The 18,600-nt window shown below is 63.1% G+C and carries 24 protein-coding genes; 22 read left to right on the top strand and 2 right to left on the bottom strand.

Annotated features, from left to right (window positions below):
- Window positions 1-13 precede the first annotated feature (13 nt).
- From PAN31108_RS18685 to tatC, 18 genes are all read left to right on the top strand, one after another.
- Window positions 14-253: a BolA family protein gene (locus PAN31108_RS18685; protein WP_044457291.1), complete on the top strand. Its 240-nt coding sequence runs from the start codon at window positions 14-16 to the stop codon at window positions 251-253.
- Window positions 250-1,590 (top strand): UDP-N-acetylglucosamine 1-carboxyvinyltransferase, encoded by a 1,341-nt coding sequence (murA, locus tag PAN31108_RS18680; protein ID WP_150670316.1) that lies wholly within the window; start codon window positions 250-252, stop codon window positions 1,588-1,590. The genes PAN31108_RS18685 and murA overlap by 4 nt, the downstream gene beginning before the upstream one ends.
- A complete protein-coding gene (hisG, locus tag PAN31108_RS18675) occupies window positions 1,587-2,276 on the top strand; it encodes an ATP phosphoribosyltransferase (RefSeq protein WP_044457289.1) in 690 nt (229 codons plus the stop codon). Before murA ends, hisG begins: the two co-directional genes overlap by 4 nt.
- On the top strand, window positions 2,273-3,595 hold the full coding sequence (gene hisD, locus PAN31108_RS18670) for a histidinol dehydrogenase (RefSeq protein ID WP_150670315.1): 1,323 nt from the start codon (window positions 2,273-2,275) through the stop codon (window positions 3,593-3,595). The genes hisG and hisD overlap by 4 nt, the downstream gene beginning before the upstream one ends.
- A gap of 1 nt (window position 3,596) precedes the next feature.
- Window positions 3,597-4,163: a hypothetical protein gene (locus tag PAN31108_RS18665; protein WP_150670314.1), complete on the top strand. Its 567-nt coding sequence runs from the start codon at window positions 3,597-3,599 to the stop codon at window positions 4,161-4,163.
- Between the two features lie 70 nt (window positions 4,164-4,233).
- A complete protein-coding gene (gene hisC / locus PAN31108_RS18660; RefSeq protein WP_150670313.1) occupies window positions 4,234-5,298 on the top strand; it encodes a histidinol-phosphate transaminase in 1,065 nt (354 codons plus the stop codon).
- Between the two features lie 27 nt (window positions 5,299-5,325).
- Window positions 5,326-5,913 (top strand): imidazoleglycerol-phosphate dehydratase HisB, encoded by a 588-nt coding sequence (gene hisB, locus PAN31108_RS18655; protein ID WP_150670312.1) that lies wholly within the window; start codon window positions 5,326-5,328, stop codon window positions 5,911-5,913.
- 150 nt (window positions 5,914-6,063) lie between these two features.
- Window positions 6,064-6,690 carry a MarC family protein gene (locus PAN31108_RS18650; RefSeq protein WP_150670311.1) on the top strand — a complete coding sequence of 209 codons (627 nt, stop codon included), beginning with the start codon at window positions 6,064-6,066 and terminating at the stop codon, window positions 6,688-6,690.
- Window positions 6,687-7,328 (top strand): imidazole glycerol phosphate synthase subunit HisH, encoded by a 642-nt coding sequence (gene hisH, locus PAN31108_RS18645; RefSeq protein WP_150670310.1) that lies wholly within the window; start codon window positions 6,687-6,689, stop codon window positions 7,326-7,328. Before PAN31108_RS18650 ends, hisH begins: the two co-directional genes overlap by 4 nt.
- Window positions 7,329-7,519: 191 nt before the next feature.
- Window positions 7,520-8,269, top strand: a complete 750-nt coding sequence (gene hisA, locus PAN31108_RS18640) for a 1-(5-phosphoribosyl)-5-[(5-phosphoribosylamino)methylideneamino]imidazole-4-carboxamide isomerase (RefSeq protein ID WP_150670309.1) — start codon at window positions 7,520-7,522, stop codon at window positions 8,267-8,269.
- Window positions 8,270-8,307: 38 nt separating this feature from the next.
- On the top strand, window positions 8,308-9,081 hold the full coding sequence (gene hisF / locus PAN31108_RS18635; RefSeq protein ID WP_150670308.1) for an imidazole glycerol phosphate synthase subunit HisF: 774 nt from the start codon (window positions 8,308-8,310) through the stop codon (window positions 9,079-9,081).
- A gap of 17 nt (window positions 9,082-9,098) precedes the next feature.
- Window positions 9,099-9,500: a phosphoribosyl-AMP cyclohydrolase gene (gene hisI, locus PAN31108_RS18630; protein ID WP_150670307.1), complete on the top strand. Its 402-nt coding sequence runs from the start codon at window positions 9,099-9,101 to the stop codon at window positions 9,498-9,500.
- A 5-nt stretch (window positions 9,501-9,505) separates the two neighbouring features.
- Complete coding sequence (locus PAN31108_RS18625) at window positions 9,506-9,862, top strand: phosphoribosyl-ATP diphosphatase (protein ID WP_150670306.1); 357 nt, start codon at window positions 9,506-9,508, stop codon at window positions 9,860-9,862.
- A 216-nt stretch (window positions 9,863-10,078) separates the two neighbouring features.
- Window positions 10,079-10,396 (top strand): DUF4870 family protein, encoded by a 318-nt coding sequence (locus PAN31108_RS18620; protein ID WP_150670386.1) that lies wholly within the window; start codon window positions 10,079-10,081, stop codon window positions 10,394-10,396.
- A gap of 49 nt (window positions 10,397-10,445) precedes the next feature.
- Window positions 10,446-10,820 (top strand): histidine triad nucleotide-binding protein, encoded by a 375-nt coding sequence (locus PAN31108_RS18615; protein ID WP_150670305.1) that lies wholly within the window; start codon window positions 10,446-10,448, stop codon window positions 10,818-10,820.
- Window positions 10,821-11,105: 285 nt separating this feature from the next.
- Entirely contained in the window at window positions 11,106-11,351 is a 246-nt protein-coding gene (gene tatA, locus PAN31108_RS18610) for a Sec-independent protein translocase subunit TatA (RefSeq protein ID WP_069342312.1), read from the top strand.
- A 12-nt stretch (window positions 11,352-11,363) separates the two neighbouring features.
- Complete coding sequence (gene tatB / locus PAN31108_RS18605; RefSeq protein ID WP_150670304.1) at window positions 11,364-11,906, top strand: Sec-independent protein translocase protein TatB; 543 nt, start codon at window positions 11,364-11,366, stop codon at window positions 11,904-11,906.
- Window positions 11,907-12,020: 114 nt separating this feature from the next.
- Window positions 12,021-12,824 carry a twin-arginine translocase subunit TatC gene (gene tatC, locus PAN31108_RS18600; protein WP_150670303.1) on the top strand — a complete coding sequence of 268 codons (804 nt, stop codon included), beginning with the start codon at window positions 12,021-12,023 and terminating at the stop codon, window positions 12,822-12,824.
- Between the two features lie 95 nt (window positions 12,825-12,919).
- Here tatC and PAN31108_RS18595 read toward each other — a convergent pair whose 3' ends face one another.
- Window positions 12,920-14,137 (bottom strand): Do family serine endopeptidase, encoded by a 1,218-nt coding sequence (locus PAN31108_RS18595; protein ID WP_150670302.1) that lies wholly within the window; start codon window positions 14,135-14,137, stop codon window positions 12,920-12,922.
- 18 nt (window positions 14,138-14,155) lie between these two features.
- Between PAN31108_RS18595 and PAN31108_RS18590 the strand changes: the two genes are divergently transcribed.
- Complete coding sequence (locus tag PAN31108_RS18590; protein ID WP_150670301.1) at window positions 14,156-14,905, top strand: Nif3-like dinuclear metal center hexameric protein; 750 nt, start codon at window positions 14,156-14,158, stop codon at window positions 14,903-14,905.
- Window positions 14,906-14,950: 45 nt separating this feature from the next.
- Here PAN31108_RS18590 and mscL read toward each other — a convergent pair whose 3' ends face one another.
- On the bottom strand, window positions 14,951-15,397 hold the full coding sequence (mscL, locus tag PAN31108_RS18585) for a large conductance mechanosensitive channel protein MscL (RefSeq protein ID WP_150670300.1): 447 nt from the start codon (window positions 15,395-15,397) through the stop codon (window positions 14,951-14,953).
- Between the two features lie 428 nt (window positions 15,398-15,825).
- Between mscL and petA the strand changes: the two genes are divergently transcribed.
- Genes petA through PAN31108_RS18570 form a run of 3 tightly spaced genes read left to right on the top strand, consistent with a single transcriptional unit; the run spans window position 15,826 to window position 18,579 of the window.
- Window positions 15,826-16,440 (top strand): ubiquinol-cytochrome c reductase iron-sulfur subunit, encoded by a 615-nt coding sequence (petA, locus tag PAN31108_RS18580; protein WP_150670299.1) that lies wholly within the window; start codon window positions 15,826-15,828, stop codon window positions 16,438-16,440.
- A 2-nt stretch (window positions 16,441-16,442) separates the two neighbouring features.
- The gene (locus PAN31108_RS18575) at window positions 16,443-17,828 is read left to right on the top strand and encodes a cytochrome b (RefSeq protein WP_150670298.1); all 1,386 of its coding nucleotides are present in this window, start codon (window positions 16,443-16,445) and stop codon (window positions 17,826-17,828) included.
- A 31-nt stretch (window positions 17,829-17,859) separates the two neighbouring features.
- A complete protein-coding gene (locus PAN31108_RS18570; protein ID WP_150670297.1) occupies window positions 17,860-18,579 on the top strand; it encodes a cytochrome c1 in 720 nt (239 codons plus the stop codon).
- Window positions 18,580-18,600 lie beyond the last annotated feature (21 nt).

The following is an 18,600-nucleotide window of genomic DNA, read 5'->3' as shown; positions in this document are numbered from 1 at the left end:
TCCAGGATCAGCCATGCTGCCTACCCCCGAACAAATCAAACAGTACATCGAAGCCGGTCTGGCTTGCGAACATGTGGCCGTCGAAGGCGACGGTCAGCACTTCTTCGCGACCATCGTGAGCGCGCAATTCGAAGGCAAGCGCCTCATCGCGCGTCACCAACTCGTGTACGGCGCGCTGGGCGACCGCATGAAGGCCGAAATTCACGCGCTCTCGATGAAGACGCTGACGCCGGCGGAGTATCAGGCGCAATGAGGATTACGCAAGAAAGCGCTGGCGTTGCCGGCAACGGCGAGGCTGCCGCCGGCGAGCGCGTGGCCGCGGACCACCTGGAAATCGAAGGCGGCGAGCGGCTGGCAGGAGAGATTGCCGTCTCGGGCGCCAAGAACGCGGCATTGCCGATCCTGTGCGCGAGCCTGCTGACGGCCGAGCCGCTGGTGCTGGGCAACGTCCCGGATCTGCACGACGTGCGCACCATGCTGACGCTGCTCGCCCGTATGGGCGTGAAGGTCGAGCGCCACGGCGAGTCGGTGACGCTCGATGCCTCGCAGATCACCGAGCCGGCTGCCCCTTACGAGCTGGTCAAGACCATGCGCGCCTCGATTCTGGTGCTCGGCCCGCTGCTGGCCCGATGCGGTGAGGCGCGCGTGTCGCTGCCGGGCGGTTGCGCCATCGGCGCGCGTCCCGTCGACCAGCACATCAAGGGTTTGCAGAAGATGGGCGCGGAAATCACGCTCACGCACGGCGATATCGTCGCGCGCGTGTCGCGCCTGCATGGCGAGACGCTCGTGACCGACATGATCACCGTCACGGGCACGGAAAACCTGCTCATGGCCGCCACGCTCGCCGACGGCGTGACCGTGCTGGCCAACGCCGCACGTGAGCCGGAAGTGACCGATCTGGCCAATCTGCTGGTGAAGATGGGCGCGAAGATCGAAGGCATCGGAACCGACCGTCTGGTCGTGACCGGCGTGACCCGCTTGCATGGTGCAACGCATGATGTCGTGCCCGATCGCATCGAGGCGGGCACGTTCCTGTGTGCGGCGGTCGCCACGCGTGGCGACATCACGCTGCGCCGGGTGGTACCGGGGACGCTCGACGCCGTCATCGAGAAGCTGCGCGAAACCGGCGCGAACGTGACCGGCGGTGCGGACTGGCTGCGCGTGCAGATGGATCGCCGCGCCCGTGCCGTGAGCTTCCGCACGTCGGAGTATCCGGCGTTCCCGACCGATATGCAGGCGCAGTTCATGGCGCTGAACTGCATTGCGGAAGGCGCCTCGCAGGTCGTCGAGACGATCTTCGAGAATCGCTTCATGCATGTGCAGGAATTGACCCGTCTGGGCGCGAATATCGGCATCGAGGGCAACACGGCGCGCATTTCGGGCGTGGATCGCCTGTCCGGCGCGCACGTGATGGCCACCGACCTGCGCGCGTCCGCCAGTCTGATCGTCGCGGGGCTGACGGCCGATGGCCGCACCCTCGTGGACCGTATTCATCACCTCGATCGCGGCTATCATCGTATCGAGGCCAAGTTGTGCGCCGTGGGCGCGCGAATCCGGCGTGTCGAAGCGCGCCAGGGAGAGATTGCATGAGTTCCGCCAAGTCGGCTACGTCGGCCAAGCCGCTAGCCCAGCCGTTGACGCTGGCGCTCTCGAAAGGGCGTATCTTTACGGAGACGCTGCCGTTGCTGGCCGCCGCCGGCATCGAAGTCACGGAAGACCCGGAGACCTCGCGCAAGCTGATTTTGCCGACGACCGATCCGAATCTGCGCGTGATCATCGTGCGGGCGACGGACGTGCCGACGTACGTGCAGTACGGCGCCGCCGATTTCGGCGTGGCCGGTAAGGACGTACTCATCGAGCACGGCGGCGGTGGCCTGTATCAGCCGATCGATTTGAACATTGCCCGTTGCCGCATGTCTGTCGCTGTACCGAACGGCTTCGACTATGCGAACGCGGTACGTCAGGGGGCGCGCCTGCGGGTGGCGACCAAGTATGTGCACGTGGCGCGTGAGCACTTCGCGGCCAAGGGCGTGCACGTCGACCTGATCAAGCTGTACGGCTCGATGGAGCTGGGCCCGCTCGTGGGTCTGGCCGACGCGATCGTCGATCTGGTGAGCACCGGCGGCACGCTGCGGGCCAACAATCTGGTGGAAGTGGAGGAGATCATGGATATCTCGTCCCGCCTCGTGATCAACCAGGCTGCGCTCAAGTTGAAACGCGAGTCGTTGCAGCCTATTCTGGATGCCTTCGAGCAGGCATCCCGGCAAACAGCATGAAACTCGACATTCGCAAACTCGATTCGACCGCAGAAGTCTTCGCGACGCAGTTGCGCGATGTGCTCGCGTTCGAGGCGAGCGAAGACGCCGCCATCGACCGTGCGGCCGCTGAAATCCTCGCCGATGTGAAGACCCGCGGTGACGCGGCCGTCATCGAATACACCAACAAGTTCGACCGCCTGAGCGCGGCGGAGATGGGCGCGCTGGAGTTGCCCGCCGACGTGCTGGCCGCTGCGCTCGAAAGCCTCGAGCCGAAGCGTCGTGCGGCACTCGAAGCCGCCGCTGCCCGCGTGCGAGCCTATCACGAGAAGCAGCGCATCGAATGCGGCAGCCATAGCTGGCAGTACACCGAGTCGGACGGCACGGTACTCGGCCAGAAAGTCACGCCGCTCGATCGCGTGGGCATTTACGTGCCGGGCGGCAAGGCGGCGTATCCGTCGTCCGTGCTGATGAACGCGATTCCGGCGCGTGTGGCCGGCGTCAAGGAAATCGTCATGGTCGTGCCCACGCCGGACGGCGTGCAGAACCCGCTGGTGCTCGCCGCCGCGCACATTGCCGGGGTGGACCGTGTGTTCACCATCGGTGGCGCGCAGGCGGTCGGCGCACTGGCTTATGGCACCGAGACGGTGCCTGCCGTCGACAAGATCGTCGGGCCGGGCAATGCGTTCGTGGCGGCGGCCAAGCGTCGCGTGTTCGGCACTGTCGGCATTGACATGATCGCCGGTCCGTCGGAAATTCTCGTGATCTGCGACGGCTCGACCGACCCCGACTGGGTCGCGATGGACCTGTTCTCGCAAGCCGAACACGACGAACTCGCACAATCGATTCTGCTGTGCCCGGACGCCGAGTACATCGCTCGCGTGTACGCTTCGCTGGAGCGTCAGATCGACGACATGCCGCGTCGTGAAGTGATCGCCGCGTCGTTGCAGGGTCGCGGCGCGTTGATCAAGGTGCGCGATATGGCGGAAGCCTGCGAGATCGCGAACGTGATCGCGCCCGAGCACCTCGAAATCTCCGCCGAGACGCCGCAGCAGTGGGGCGACAAGATCCGCCACGCCGGGGCGATCTTCCTCGGCAAGTTCACGAGCGAAAGCCTGGGCGACTACTGCGCCGGCCCGAACCACGTGCTGCCGACGTCGCGCACCGCGCGCTTCTCGTCGCCGCTGGGCGTGTACGACTTCATCAAGCGTTCCAGCCTCATCGAGGTGAGCGAGGGCGGTGCCCGTATGCTCGGCGAGATCGCGGCCGAACTGGCGTACGGCGAAGGCCTGCAAGCGCACGCGCGCAGCGCCGAATACCGTCTGCATCACGAGTCCTGACATGCGCGACGACGCCCTGCGGCCCGCGTATTGTCAGACGACGCCGGCCACGGCCCGGCGTCGGACCTGCGCAAATGCCTCTCTTTTCCTGTCATCGCTGCCCGCCCGCCTTGTACGGGCCGGGCTGCGTGCCGGCGGGCTTGCCGTCGTGTGGTTCGGTCTCGGGCTGACGGCCGGCACAGCCGCGCACGCCGCCGGCAGCTATTGTCAGCACGCCACGTTCGAAGGCGCGTCCGTCCAGAAGATGACGGTGTGTGTGCGACGTCAGGCGTTCGACAACGACGTCTACGTGCTGCGCCTGAACGGCAAGACCGCGTTGCGCGGCACCGACGACGAAGTCGCGCACGGCGTGTTCGGCCGCGTGGGCAACCGGCTCGTCGCCATGCGCTGTGAAGCCGAGGCGTCGCCGGCCCGGGTGAGCCCGGCCGTGGCGCAGGCGCTGTCCTGGCAGACGGGCGTGCGCGTACAGCGCATTACCGATGCGCTGGGTAGTGTCGAGACCGGCCGTCGTTGCTCCGTCAAGATCGATGGCGCCGACGCCGGTTTGCTGACGTTCGCTTTCAACTGACGCCCATTTTCAGCCCACCCGCGCCACCCCACGCCAACCTTAGCCAACCCGCTCCCTCAAATCCATTCCCATGTCCGTCAGCCAAGTGATTCGCTCCGATGTGCTCGCCATGAGTACGTATGCCGTGCCCGATGCCAGCGGCTTCCTCAAGCTCGACGCGATGGAGAACCCCTACGGGCTGCCGGACGCGCTGCGCACCGCGCTGGGGCAGCGGCTGGCCGACGTGGCGCTAAACCGCTACCCGGCGCCGCGTCCGCAGGCCTTGCTGGAGAAGCTCGCGCGCACGATGCGCGTGCCGGCGGGCGCGAATCTGCTGCTGGGCAACGGCTCGGACGAAATCATCAGCATGATCGCGACGGCGACGGCTCGCCCGGGGGCGGCAGTCATTGCGCCGACGCCGGGTTTCGTGATGTATGAGATGTCGTCGCGCTTCGCGGGCATCGCGTTCGTGGGCGTGCCGCTGCGGCCGGATTTCTCGCTCGATATGCCGGCCATGCTGAACGCGATTGCCGCGCATCCGGGCGCGGTGCTGTATCTGGCGTATCCGAACAACCCGACCGGCAACCTGTTCGCGGACGAGGACATCGAGACGCTGGTGCGCGCGGCCGGCAACGGGCTGGTCGTGATCGACGAGGCTTACCAGCCGTTCGCCGGCAAGACCTGGATGCCGCGCGTGACGGCATTTGCGAACCTGCTGGTGATGCGCACCGTCTCGAAGCTCGGGCTGGCGGGCATTCGCCTTGGGTACGTGGCGGGCAGCGCCGAGTGGCTGGACCAGCTCGACAAGGTGCGTGCCCCTTACAACGTGAACGTGTTGACGCAGGCTTGCGCCGAATTCATGCTCGATCACCTCGACGTGCTCGACGCGCAGGCGGGCGAATTGCGTGCCGAGCGGGCGCGGCTGGCGGCCGCCGTGGCGGCGCTTCCCGGGGTGACGGTGTTCCCGAGCGACGCCAATTTCCTGCTGGTTCGGGTGCCGGATGCCGACAAAACCCACGCCGGCCTGCTCGCACACAAGGTGTTGATCAAAAACGTGGGTAAAATGCACGTATTGCTGGCCAATTGCCTCAGATTGACGGTCGGCACCCCCACGGAGAATGCGGCAATGGTCAAGGCCCTGGCCGCATCGCTCTAACAAGCTATACGACGAGAACTCATCATCATGCGCATTGCGGAAGTCGTTCGCGATACCAGCGAAACGCAAATACGCGTCAAGATCGACCTGGACGGCACCGGCCGTAAGACCCTCGATACCGGCGTGCCGTTTCTGGACCACATGCTCGACCAGATCGCGCGCCACGGCCTCATCGATATGGATATCGAAGCCAAGGGCGATACCTACATCGACGATCACCATACGGTGGAAGACGTCGGTATCACGCTGGGTATGGCGGTCGCCAAGGCCATCGGCGACAAGAAGGGCATCGTGCGCTACGGCCACAGCTACGTGCCGCTCGACGAAGCACTCTCGCGTGTGGTGATCGACTTCTCGGGTCGTCCGGGCCTCGAATTCCATGTGCCTTTCACGCGCGCTCGCGTGGGCCATTTCGACGTCGACCTGCTCATCGAATTTTTCCGCGGTTTCGTGAATCACGCGGGCGTCACGCTGCATATCGACAACCTGCGCGGCATCAACGCCCATCACCAGTGCGAAACGGTGTTCAAGGCGTTCGGCCGTGCGCTGCGCATGGCGGTCGAGATCGATTCGCGTGCGGCGGGTGTCGTGCCGTCCACGAAGGGTAGCCTCTGAGGTTCCTGAAAGGTCTGTGATGTCAGCGTGACCGGCGAGATCCGCCGGATAGCCCGCCGGACGCAAGCCCGGCGCCCCTGCGAAGATTCATGACCGGCCGGACGCCGGCGCTCGTGCCTCCCTGCACTCCGGCTCGTCCGGTGGTTCCTTATGACGCTCGACGCCTTCAAGTTCTTCATCTCGCTGCTGGCACTGATCAACCCGCTCGGGGCGATCCCGCTGTTCATCAGCCTGACGTCCACGCAGACGCGTGCTGAGAAGCGCCATACGATCAACGTCGCGGCGATTGCCGTGGCGCTGGTGGTGGCGGGCTCCGGGCTGTTCGGCGAGGCGATCATCCGCTTCTTCGGTATCTCGATCGCGTCGCTGGAAGTCGGCGGCGGAGTGATCATGCTGCTCATGGCAGTGAACATGATCAACGCGCAGACGGGCAACACGCGGGCGACGGCTGAAGAGCGTCACGAAGCGGAGGAGCGGCCGAACATCGCCGTGGTGCCGCTCGCGATTCCGCTGCTGACCGGGCCGGGCACGATCAGCACCGTGATCATCTACTCGGGACGCGCGCACGGCTGGGCTCAGATTCTGTCGCTCATGGCGATCGGCGTGGGGGTCGGGGCGGTGTGCTGGATGGCGCTGCGCAGCGCAGGCCGGATCGAAGGCTGGCTGGGGCGCACGGGCATCAACATCGGCACGCGTCTGATGGGGTTGATCCTCTCGGCGCTGGCCGTGGAATTCATTATCGATGGTTTGAAAATACTGCTGCCGGGTTTGAGATGAATAAGATTGCGATTGTCGACTACGGAATGGGCAACCTGCGCTCGGTCTATCAGGCGCTGCGGGCCGCAGCCCCCGAGGCCGACGTGAGCATCAGCAGCGACGCCGCCGAGATTCGCGCCGCCGACCGCGTGGTGCTGCCGGGGCAGGGCGCGATGCGCGACTGCATGGGCTGCCTGAACGAGTCGGGGCTGCGCGAAGCGGTCGTCGAGGCCGCCGCCACCAAGCCGATGTTCGGCGTGTGCGTGGGCGAGCAGATGCTGTTCGATATGTCGGACGAGGGCAACACGCCCGCGCTCGGCCTGCTGCCGGGGCGCGTGGTGCGCTTCGATCTCGAAGGTCAGGTGCAGGACGACGGTTCGCGCTTCAAAGTGCCGCAAATGGGCTGGAACCGCGTGCGTCAGACGCAGGGCAATCACCCGATCTGGGCCGGCGTGCCCGACGACAGCTATTTTTACTTCGTGCACAGCTACTACGTGGTGCCCGCCAGGCCCGAACTGACGGCCGGCGAAACGGTCTATGGAGTGCCCTTTACCTGTGCTGTGGCCCAAGATAATATCTTCGCCACCCAGTTTCACCCGGAAAAGAGCGCCCAGGCCGGCCTTGCGCTTTATCGCAATTTTGCGCAGTGGAAGCCCTGATGAATACCCGTGCGGTGCGGCGGCTCGCGGTTTCCTCCCAGAGCTTGCTCTCCATCACGGCTTATACTGTGTCATGTTGATAAATCCGATCCCGACGCGCCGGAGTCCGGCAAGACCGGGGTCGGTTTTGTGTTGTCCGCGTACCTCGCGAATCCCTTTTACTTCCCACTAGCGACGTTTCACGATTGCCTATGCTGCTCATCCCGGCCATCGACCTTAAAGACGGTCAATGTGTTCGCCTCAAACAAGGCGACATGGATCAAGCCACCGTATTCTCGGAGGACCCCGCCGCCATGGCCCGACATTGGGTCGATCAGGGCGCGCGCCGTCTCCATCTGGTGGACTTGAACGGCGCATTTGCCGGCAAGCCGCGTAACGAAGCGGCCATCCGCGCCATCATTCAGGAAGTGGGCGCTGACATTCCTGTGCAGCTTGGCGGCGGCATTCGTGACCTGGGGACCATCGAACGCTATCTCGACGACGGGTTGTCGTACGTCATCATCGGCACGGCGGCGGTGAAGAATCCCGGCTTCCTGCGCGATGCATGCAGCGCGTTCGGCGGGCATATCATCGTCGGCCTCGACGCCAAGGACGGCAAAGTCGCCACCGACGGCTGGAGCAAGCTCACCGGCCATGAAGTCGTGGATCTGGCGCGCAAGTTCGAGGATTACGGCGTCGAGTCGATCATCTACACCGATATCGGCCGCGACGGCATGCTCCAGGGCATCAACATCGACGCGACCGTGCGCCTGGCGCAGGCCGTGACCGTGCCGGTGATCGCCAGCGGCGGTCTGTCGAACCTGGAAGATATCGATGCCCTGTGCAAGGTCGAGGGGGAAGGCGTCCAAGGCGTCATCTGCGGCCGCGCCATCTACTCGGGCGATCTGAATTTCTCGGCGGCGCAAACGCGTGCCGACGAGCTTTCCGAAGGAGCGGCATAAGCGGGACGACGGCTGACCCCGTCTCGCTCGCCAATATCATGGCTCTCGCTAAACGCATCATCCCGTGTCTGGACGTGACGGCCGGCCGCGTGGTCAAGGGCGTCAATTTCGTCGAACTTCGCGACGCGGGCGACCCCGTCGAGATCGCCCGCCGCTATGACGAGCAGGGCGCCGACGAACTGACGTTCCTCGACATCACCGCGACCTCCGACGGGCGCGATCTCATTCTGCCGATCATCGAAGCGGTGGCCGCGCAGGTCTTCATCCCGCTGACGGTGGGCGGCGGCGTGCGTGAAGTCGCGGACGTGCGACGTCTGCTCAATGCCGGCGCCGACAAGGTCAGCATGAACTCGTCGGCCGTAGCGAACCCGCAACTGGTGGCCGACGCGGCAGCCAAGTACGGCTCGCAGTGCATCGTCGTGGCGATCGACGCCAAGCGTGTCTCGGCCGACGGCGAAGCGCCGCGCTGGGAAGTCTTCACGCATGGCGGGCGCAAGAACACCGGCCTGGACGCCGTGGCGTGGGCAAAGCAGATCGAAGCGCTGGGCGCCGGCGAAATCCTGCTCACGAGCATGGATCGCGACGGCACCAAGAGCGGTTTCGATCTGGCGCTCACCCGCGCAGTGTCGGACGCCGTGAGCATTCCCGTGATCGCCTCGGGCGGCGTGGGATCGCTGGCCGATCTGGCCAACGGCGTGACGCAAGGCCATGCGGACGCGGTGCTCGCCGCGAGCATCTTTCACTATGGCGAGCACACGGTCGGCGAAGCGAAGCGCTTCATGGCCGATAAAGGCATTTCGGTACGCCTCTGAACGGAAATCGACGCATCATGACTCAGAATTGGCTGGACAAGGTTAGTTGGGACGCGCAGGGCCTCGTGCCCGTGATCGCGCAGGAAGTCGGCAGCAACGACGTGCTGATGTTCGCCTGGATGAACCGTGAAGCGCTCGCGCGCACGGTGCAAATCGGCGAGGCCGTCTATTACTCGCGCTCGCGCAAGCGTCTGTGGCACAAGGGCGAGGAATCGGGCCACGTGCAGAAGGTGCACGAGATCCGTCTCGATTGCGATGAAGACGTGGTGCTGCTCAAGGTCACGCAGAACGACGGGATCGCGTGCCATACCGGCCGTCACTCCTGCTTCTTCCAGAAGTTCGAGGGCAACGCCGAGACGGGGCAGTGGACTACCGTCGAACCGGTGCTCAAGGACCCGAGCAAGATTTACGACAAGTGAGCACCATGAACGATACGCTCGAACGTGTTGCCGAAGTGATCGCCTCGCGTAAGGGCGGCGATCCCGACAAGTCGTACGTGGCCCGTCTGTTCCACAAGGGCGACGACGCCATTTGCAAGAAGATCGGCGAAGAAGCGACGGAAGTCGTGCTTGCCGCCAAGGACATTCGTATCGGCGGTGCCGACGATCTGCGCCGGAAGCTGGTCAACGAGACCGCCGATCTATGGTTCCACTGCATGGTGTTGCTCGCCCATCATGACCTGAGCCCGAACGAAGTGCTCGCCGAACTGGCGCGCCGCGAAGGACTGTCGGGGCTCGTCGAGAAGGCGCAACGCGGCACGCGCGGCGAGCACGCGGACTGATGCCGCGTTGTTTGTCGACGAGCCGGCTTCATCCGTCCGTCACTGCCGCCTTCGACCGTATCGCCGCGTCGGGGCGGGCAGGCTTTCAAGAGGAGGCGCTTCATGAACGATCCGCATAGCCCCGGCTCGTCCGGCTCCCCCGGCAGCCCGGACCATCCCTATACCGTGAACGCGCCCAATATCGTGACTGCCCCGACCGAGGAGCAGGAGCGCGCGATGCGCAAGCTCACGCACGTGCTTTACGCGCTTTATGCGTTGTTCTGGCTCACGGGCGGTGTTACGGCCATCGTGGCCATCATCATCAATTACATCAAGCGCGACGACGCCGTCGGCACGCTCTACGCTTCGCACTTCACGTGGCAGATCCGGACCTTCTGGTGGTCGGTGGCATGGGCGGTGCTCGGTCTGGCGCTTGCCGTGGTGCTGGTCGGCTTTGCGATTCTCTGGGTGCTGGGCATCTGGACGCTGTATCGAATCGTCAAGGGCTGGCTCTACCTGAACGACAACAAACCCATGTACGCGACGCGGGCCTGAGCGCCGCGATCCCACGCAAAGCAAGGAAGCTCAAGAGGAAGACACACGCATGACGCACGAAAACTGTATCTTCTGCAAAATCGTCGCCGGGCAGATCCCGAGCGCACAAGTCTATGCCGACGACGACGTCGTGGTATTCAAGGACATCAATCCGGCCGCGGATCTGCATCTGCTGATGGTGCCGCGCAAGCACATCGCCACGTTGCAGGATTGCCAGCCGGAAGATCAGGCGCTGCTGGGCAAGATGATGCTGCTCGCGCCGAAGCTGGCCGCCGAACAGGGCTATCGCTTCGACGGCGATGCGACGAACATCGAGGGCAACGGTTTTCGCGTCGTGATGAACACCGGGCCGGGCGGCGGCCAGGAGGTTTATCATCTTCACATGCACATTCTGGCCGGACCGCGGCCGTGGAAGCGCATGTAAACAGCGAGTTTTCCGGGAATAACGTGACGTCTTGCCGCGTTATATGGCCAGAACGTGCAACGCTCACGCATCGGGAAAGGTTTCACGAAACATTTATTTCTACCCGGCGCCGTGCGCGGTTACGATGCTGGACGTGACGTGCAATGTGCCACAATGGGGCACGTGGTCGCGAAACACGGGGCAAACACAGCGCGCTGCGCAGCAGACCACGGGGTCGCGGGCAGTCGGGCTCGACAAAACCTCGTCGCGAAGCGGCAGGGGTAAGCAAACGCAAGGAGAGTGGTCATGGGTTCGTTGAGTATTTGGCACTGGCTGATCGTGCTGGTGATCGTGATGATGGTGTTCGGCACCAAGAAGCTGCGTAATATCGGCAGCGACCTCGGTGGCGCGGTCAAGGGCTTCAAGGACGGCATGAAGGAAGGCGAAGGCGCCCCCGGTGCCAAGGAAGACCCGGCGGCTGCCAAGGAACTGCGCGATTCGACCACCATCGACGTGCAGGCCAAGGACGCGAGCAATCACAAGCAAGGCTAAGCCGGCGTCGACATGATCGATCTCGGTCTTTCCAAACTCATGTTGATCGGCGTGGTCGCGCTGGTCGTGATCGGTCCTGAGCGTCTGCCCAAGGTTGCCCGCACGGCGGGTGCGCTCTTCGGGCGTGCGCAGCGCTATATCAACGACGTGAAGGCCGAAGTGAGCCGCGAGATGGAGCTCGACGAGTTGCGCAACATGCGCACCCAGTTCGAGGACGCGGCCCGCAGCGCTCAGAACACCGTTCAGAAGCAGTTGCATGAGCAGGAGGAGTCGCTCAACGACGCCTGGGCGAGTGCGACCGGCACGTCGTCGGGCGAAATCGCTGGCGGTGGGACCGATGCAGCGACCGGATATTCCGATGGCTATCTCGCCGAGCCGGTGGTGACGTCGAGTATTCGGGCGTCGACCCGGCGTCGCAACTGGCGCGTGCGGCGGGCCGCCACGCCCATCTGGTTCAAGCAAGCCAGCACGACCCGAACACGGGTGCAGTCGGGGGCGGCGCGCGTGGCGCGTCATACGCCGGCCAAGCTGCGTCGACCCGTCAAGTTCTTCTGAGGGATTCCGAGGCCTTTCGAGACCTGTGGAGATCGGTCAAGACCCTCCCGAGATCAACCGCCCGAACTTCCCGCTATCTGGCACTGTGCCGGCTTCATTCCTGGATAAGTCGACGTGAGCGACGAGAAACAAATCCCCGAAGGGGGTGCCGAAGAGACCTTCATCTCGCACCTGATCGAGCTGCGCAACCGCATCATTCGTGCGGGCACCGCAGTGATCGTCGTGTTCCTTTCGCTGGTTTATTGGGCGCCCGACATCTTCCGTTTGCTCGCCCGGCCGCTCACGCAGTCGCTGCCGGCCGACGGCAAGCTGATCGTCACGGACATCACCGGTTCGTTCTTCGTGCCGATGAAAGTCACGTTGATGGTTGCGTTCGTGATCGCGCTGCCGATCGTGCTGTATCAGATCTGGGCGTTTATTGCGCCGGGGCTGTATCAGCACGAGAAGAAACTGGTCATGCCGCTGGTCGTGAGCAGCTACACGCTGTTTCTGATCGGCATGGCGTTCGCTTACTTCCTCGTCTTCCCGACGGTGTTCCACTTCATCGCGCATTACAACCAGCCATTGGGCGCGGAGATGAACACCGATATCGACAATTACCTGAGTTTCGTTCTCACGATGTTCATGGCGTTCGGCGTGACTTTCGAAGTGCCGGTCGTCGTCGTGGTGCTCGCGCGCATGGGCGTGGTGAGCATCGAGAAGCTCAAGCAGATTCGTCCGTATGTGGTGGTGGGGGCTTTCGTGCTCGCGGCGGTCGTGACGCCGCCGGACATCCTCTCGCAACTGTTGCTCGCCGTGCCGCTGTGCATTCTCTACGAACTCGGGCTGATTGCCGCGCGTCTGTTCGTCAAGCAAGGCCAGCAACCGCAAAGTGGGGAGAAGAGCGATAGCGAAGGCAATGGGGAAGCCACGTCGTAATCCGGGGGCGGGATAGCAGAATGCTTTGCCATCTCGCGCCGAAGCAAAAAAAGCACGGGTAGCGTCTCGTGCTTTTTTATTGCCCGCCGCTTCGATCAGTCGGCGTTGTTCTCTTCGCTGCCGTCGTCGTCGTCCTGGGCCGCCCGCTTGGGCGGGGGCGGGCGCTTGCCGATCGTCACCGCCAGATCCAGTTCCTTCGTCTTGCGCGTGACATGCAGCTTGGCCTGCGTGCCCGGCTTGATCTGGGCGATGACGTTGAGCAACTCGGTCGTGTCGCGAATCGATTCGTCGTTTACCTTCGTCAGGATATCGCCCGGCTGAACGCCGGCTTTGTCGGCCGGACCGCCCTGCACGACGCCCGCAATGATGACGCCCGAGTCCTGCTGAAGTCCGAACGATTCGGCGATATCGGACGTGATGTCCTGCGGTTCGACCCCGACCCAGCCGCGCGTGACGCCGCCCGTCGTGATGATGCTTTCGAGCACCGAGCGGGCCGTCGACACGGGAATCGCGAAGCCGATGCCCATATTGCCGCCGCTACGCGAGTAAATCGCCGTATTGATGCCCAGCAGATTGCCGTTCACGTCGACCAGTGCGCCGCCCGAATTGCCGGGGTTGATGGCGGCATCCGTCTGAATGAAGTTCTCGAAGGTGCTGATATCGAGGTGGTTGCGGCCCAGCGCGCTGATGATGCCCATCGTGACCGTCTGGCCGACGCCGAAGGGGTTGCCGATGGCGAGCACCACATCGCCCACGCGCACCTGATCCATGCGGCCGAGGGTGATGGCGGGCAGATTGTCGAGCGTGATCTTGAGCACGGCCAGATCGGTCTCGGGATCGCTGCCGACCAGCTTGGCGCGGGCCTTGCGACCGTCCGCGAGGGCGACTTCGATCTCGTCGGCGCCGTCCACCACGTGGTGATTCGTGAGAATATAGCCCTCACTGCTCACGATCACGCCGGAGCCGAGACTCGACACCGGGTCCTGACGCACCGTGCCGCCGCCGTCGCCGAAGAAATAGCGGAACAGCGGATCATCGAGGCGCGGATCGCGATTCTGCTTTTGTTCCTTGCTGGAAAAAATGCTGACGACCGCAGGCATGGCCTTTTGCGCGCCATCCGCGTACGAGCCGGTGGCCGGTTTGTCGGACAGGCTCGGTGCGACTTCCTGCAAAGCGATGATCGGATTGGCCAGTTGCTTGCCGAACGAACCCTGGCGTTGCAGCCACTGCGGCTTGAGCGTGGCGATGATGAAGAGCAACGCAAGCAGCACGGTGACCGCTTGCGCGAACAGTAGCCAGAAGCGTCTGAGCATGAAAGAGCGAGGCCTTATATGAATCGTGTTGAACTGGAATTGTATCTGAACGATACCCTGCAAATCGCGCAATTTCGCGATTACTGCCCCAACGGCCTACAGGTCGAGGGGCGCGACCGGGTCCAAAAGATCGCCACCGGCGTGACCGCCAGCCAGGCGTTTCTCGAGGCCGCGTGCGACTGGGGCGCCGATGCCGTCCTCGTCCACCATGGTTACTTCTGGAAGAACGAAGATGCCCGCATTACCGGGATGAAGCGTAAGCGTCTCGGCCTGCTGATCGGCAACGACATCAATCTGTTCGCCTTCCACCTGCCGCTCGACGCCCACCCCGAACTGGGTAACAACGCGCAACTCGGCAAGTTGCTGGGGTTTGCCGACGATGGTGGCCGTTTCGGCCCCGATCAGCTGGGTTGGCTGGGTGCGCCGGCGCAACCCACGACATTGGCGGCCCTTGCGGCTCACGTCGAACGGCAATTGGGACGCAAGCCGCTGATGCTGGGCGATCCGAACCGTGAGGTGCGCCGCGTGGCGTGGTGTACCGGCGGCGCGCAAGGTTTCTTCGAGGCGGCCATAGCTGCCGGGGCCGACGTCTACATCAGCGGCGAAGTGTCTGAACCGACGCAACATCTCGCGCTGGAAAGCGGCGTGGGATACCTGGCGGCGGGGCATCACGCGACCGAACGCGGGGGCGCCAGCGCGGTGGGCGAACACCTCGCCGAGCGCTTCGGGCTCGAACATCGCTTCTTCGACATGCCGAACCCGGCCTGACGACCTGCCCCGGACGATCCGGGGCAGGCGCGCAATGCCGGCGATTTACCCGTTCTGCTTCTTGAGGCTGTCGCGGATTTCGCGCAGCAAAACGATATCTTCCGGGGTCGGCGCCGGCGCGGTCGGGGCTTCCGGGGCGGGGCGCTTGAGGCGGTTGATCTGCTTGACCATCAGGAAGATGATGAACGCCAGAATCAGGAAGTTCAGGGCGACGGTGATGAAGTTGCCGTATCCGAACACGGCGACGCCGGCTTTGGTGAGATCGGCATAGGACGTCGGATTGCCCTTGAAGTCCGGCGGAATCGACCCGAGCAGGATGAATTTGCTGGAGAAGTCCAGCCCGCCGAAGATGGCGCCGACGACCGGCATGATCAGGTCCTTGACGACCGAATCGACGATCTTGCCGAACGCGCCGCCGATGATCACACCGACGGCCAGATCGATCACATTGCCCTTGACGGCAAATTCCTTGAATTCCGACATGAAGCTCATGCCATTCCTCCGCTGTTTTTAATGAGTGGCCGGGGGGCGCATCGCTGCACCAGCCATCACGAATTGGCATTGAATTGACCGGTAATCTCATGCGGGTCTCGGGATGACGGCATCGGTAACGTCGATCAACGTCCATCGATGTCACGCGATTGCCACAGGCCGCGCACGATGTCACCGGGGCGAGACAGGGAAAATGATGACTAAATGTCGTGCACGCGTCAACGAAAGCGGCGATCATAGCGACTCTCGTGCAGCATCCCAGAAGCGAAACCCCGGGTGGGCGGTAGCCACCCGCAGGGTACGTTAATCCTTTGAAAATACGCGAAAACCACTAGGAGACTGCGGCGTTTTGCCGTTGTTTCAGGCATTTACGCTCGCGTATGATTTAAGGTTGACGGAAATACAAATTCAACCGTGTGGGGCTTGTGATGAGTGACAATCAAGAAAAGGCCGTCGACTGTAGCCGCCGGAATCTGTTGATTGCAACGTCCGTAGCTGGAGGCGTGGGCGGCGTTGCAACGTTGGTTCCTTTCGTCAGTTCCCTCCAACCCTCGGAGCGCGCCAAGGCTGGCGGAGCGCCCGTCGAAGCCGACGTCAGCGAGCTCAAACCGGGCGAAAAGATGACGGTGGCCTGGCGCGGACTTCCCATCTGGATCGTGCGCCGTACGCCGGAAGAATTGGCTTCGCTGTCCAAAGTGACGCCTGAACTGGCCGATCCGGATTCCAGGCAGACGTTCAATTTCCCGATGCCCGAGTACGCCAAGAACGAGTTTCGCGCGCGTGTCGAGCACAAGGACCTGCTTGTCGTCATCGGCGTCTGTACGCATCTGGGCTGTATTCCGTCGGGACCGTACCAGGTGGGCGCTCAGCCCGCGCTGGGCAAGGATCCGGGCTTCCTGTGCCCGTGTCACGGATCGACCTACGACATGTCTGGCCGCGTGTTCAAGAACAAGCCGGCGCCGCAGAATCTCGACGTTCCTCGTTTCATGTTCGTGAACGACACCAAGATCGTGATCGGTAAAGACGAAAAAGGAGAAGCGTAATCATGGCCGCCGACAAACAGGTCGACACGACGGGCGTGCTGGGCTGGATCGATCGCCGGTTTCCGCTCACGCAGCTCTGGAAGGACCACGCGTCCGAGTATTACGCGCCCAAAAATTTCAACTTCTGGTACTTCTTCGGCTCCCTGGCCATGCTGGTGCTGGTGATCCAGATCCTCACCGGCATTTTTCTGGTGATGAACTACAAGCCCGACGCCAACCTCGCGTTCGCGTCCGTCGAGTTCATCATGCGCGAAGTCCCGTGGGGCTGGCTCATCCGCTACATGCACTCGACGGGCGCCTCGATGTTCTTCGTCGTGGTGTATCTGCACATGTTCCGGGGGCTGCTGTACGGTTCGTACCGTAAGCCGCGCGAGCTGGTATGGGTGTTCGGCTGTCTGATCTTCCTGTGCCTGATGGCCGAGGCGTTCATGGGCTATCTGCTGCCGTGGGGGCAGATGTCGTACTGGGGCGCGCAGGTGATCGTGAACCTGTTCTCCGCCATCCCGTTCATCGGTCCGGACCTGTCGCTGTGGATTCGCGGCGACTATGTCGTCTCTGATGCCACGCTCAACCGCTTCTTCGCGTTCCACGTGATCGCGATCCCACTGGTGCTCATCGGGCTGATCGTCGCGCACATCATCGCGCTGCACGAGGTCGGATCGAACAACCCCGACGGCATCGAGATCAAGGACAAGAAAGACGCAAACGGTCGCCCGCTCGACGGCATTCCGTTCCATCCGTATTACACAGTGCACGACATCATGGGCGTGGGCGTGTTCCTGATGGTGTTCTCGGCCATCGTGTTCTTCGCGCCGACGATGGGCGGGTACTTCCTCGAAGCGAACAACTTCATCCCGTCCGATCCGCTCAAGACGCCGCCGCACATCGCGCCGGTGTGGTATTTCACGCCGTTCTATTCGATGCTGCGCGCCACGACCGACGATTTCAAGTACGTGCTCATGGGCATTGCGGTGCTGGTGACGGCGGTCTGGTGGATCAAGGGTAAAGCGGCGGTGACGACCAAGGTCGCGGCGTCTGGCGGTGTGGTGCTGCTGCTGGTGTTCATGTTCCTGACCGAAGCCAAGTTCTGGGGTGTGGTCGTGATGGGCGGCGCGGTGGTTACGCTGTTCTTCCTGCCGTGGCTGGACCATAGCCCGGTGAGGTCGATCCGTTATCGTCCCGGATTCCACAAGGTGCTGTTGGGGATTCTCGTCGTCGTTTTCTTCGTGCTTGGCTATTTGGGGATTCAGGGGCCTACGCCCGTGAAGACGGCCATCTCGCAGATCGGTGCGCTGTATTACTTCGGATTTTTCTGGCTGATGCCGCTGTGGAGCAAGCGCGGCGTCTTCAAGCCGGTGCCGGAGCGCGTGACCTTCGCGGCGCATTGAGCGCACTCAAACGACGACTAGGGATATCAAGATGAGAAAACTGTTGCTTATCCTGGCGCTTCTGAGTGGCTTCGCGGCGCCGGCTTTGGCTGAAGAGGGCGGGGCGCTGGACACGGCGCCCAACCGGATCGACGATCTGGCATCGCTGCAACGGGGCGCCAAGCTGTTCGTGAACTACTGCCTGAACTGTCACTCCGCAACGTCGATGCGGTATTCGCGTCTCAAGGATCTGGGATTGTCGGAGGCGGAGATCAAGAACAATCTGCTCTTTACGACGGAAAAGATCGGCGAGACGATGACCGTGGCCATGCGCGCGGCAGACGCCAAGGAGTGGTTTGGTTCGGCGCCCCCCGACCTGTCGGTCGAGGCTCGGGCACGAGGCACCGACTGGCTGTACACCTACTTGCGTACCTTCTATCGGGACGATTCCCGTCCGACGGGCTGGAACAACCTGGCGTTTCCCAATGTGGGGATGCCGAATCCGTTTTGGCAGATGCAGGGACAGCGGGGGTTGAAGCATGTGGAGGGGGCGGAGCATGGCCCGGCGCAGTTCGTTCAGATCACGCAAGGGACGATGAAACCGGTGGAATTTGATTCTGCCATGGCGGATTTGGTATCTTATCTGGATTGGATGTCGGAGCCGGCGCAACGTACGCGTCGGCAGTTGGGTGTCTGGGTTTTGTTGTTCCTGGGACTCTTTACGGTACTTGCCTGGCGCCTGAATTCGGCCTATTGGAAGGACGTGAAGTAAAATAACGTCTGTACGACGGGG

It is taken from the genome of Pandoraea anhela (genome assembly GCF_902459655.1).
Classification (GTDB): domain Bacteria; phylum Pseudomonadota; class Gammaproteobacteria; order Burkholderiales; family Burkholderiaceae; genus Pandoraea; species Pandoraea anhela.
The sequence above is the reverse complement of the archived record's forward strand: the minus strand, read 5'-3'. Positions and strand labels throughout refer to the sequence as shown.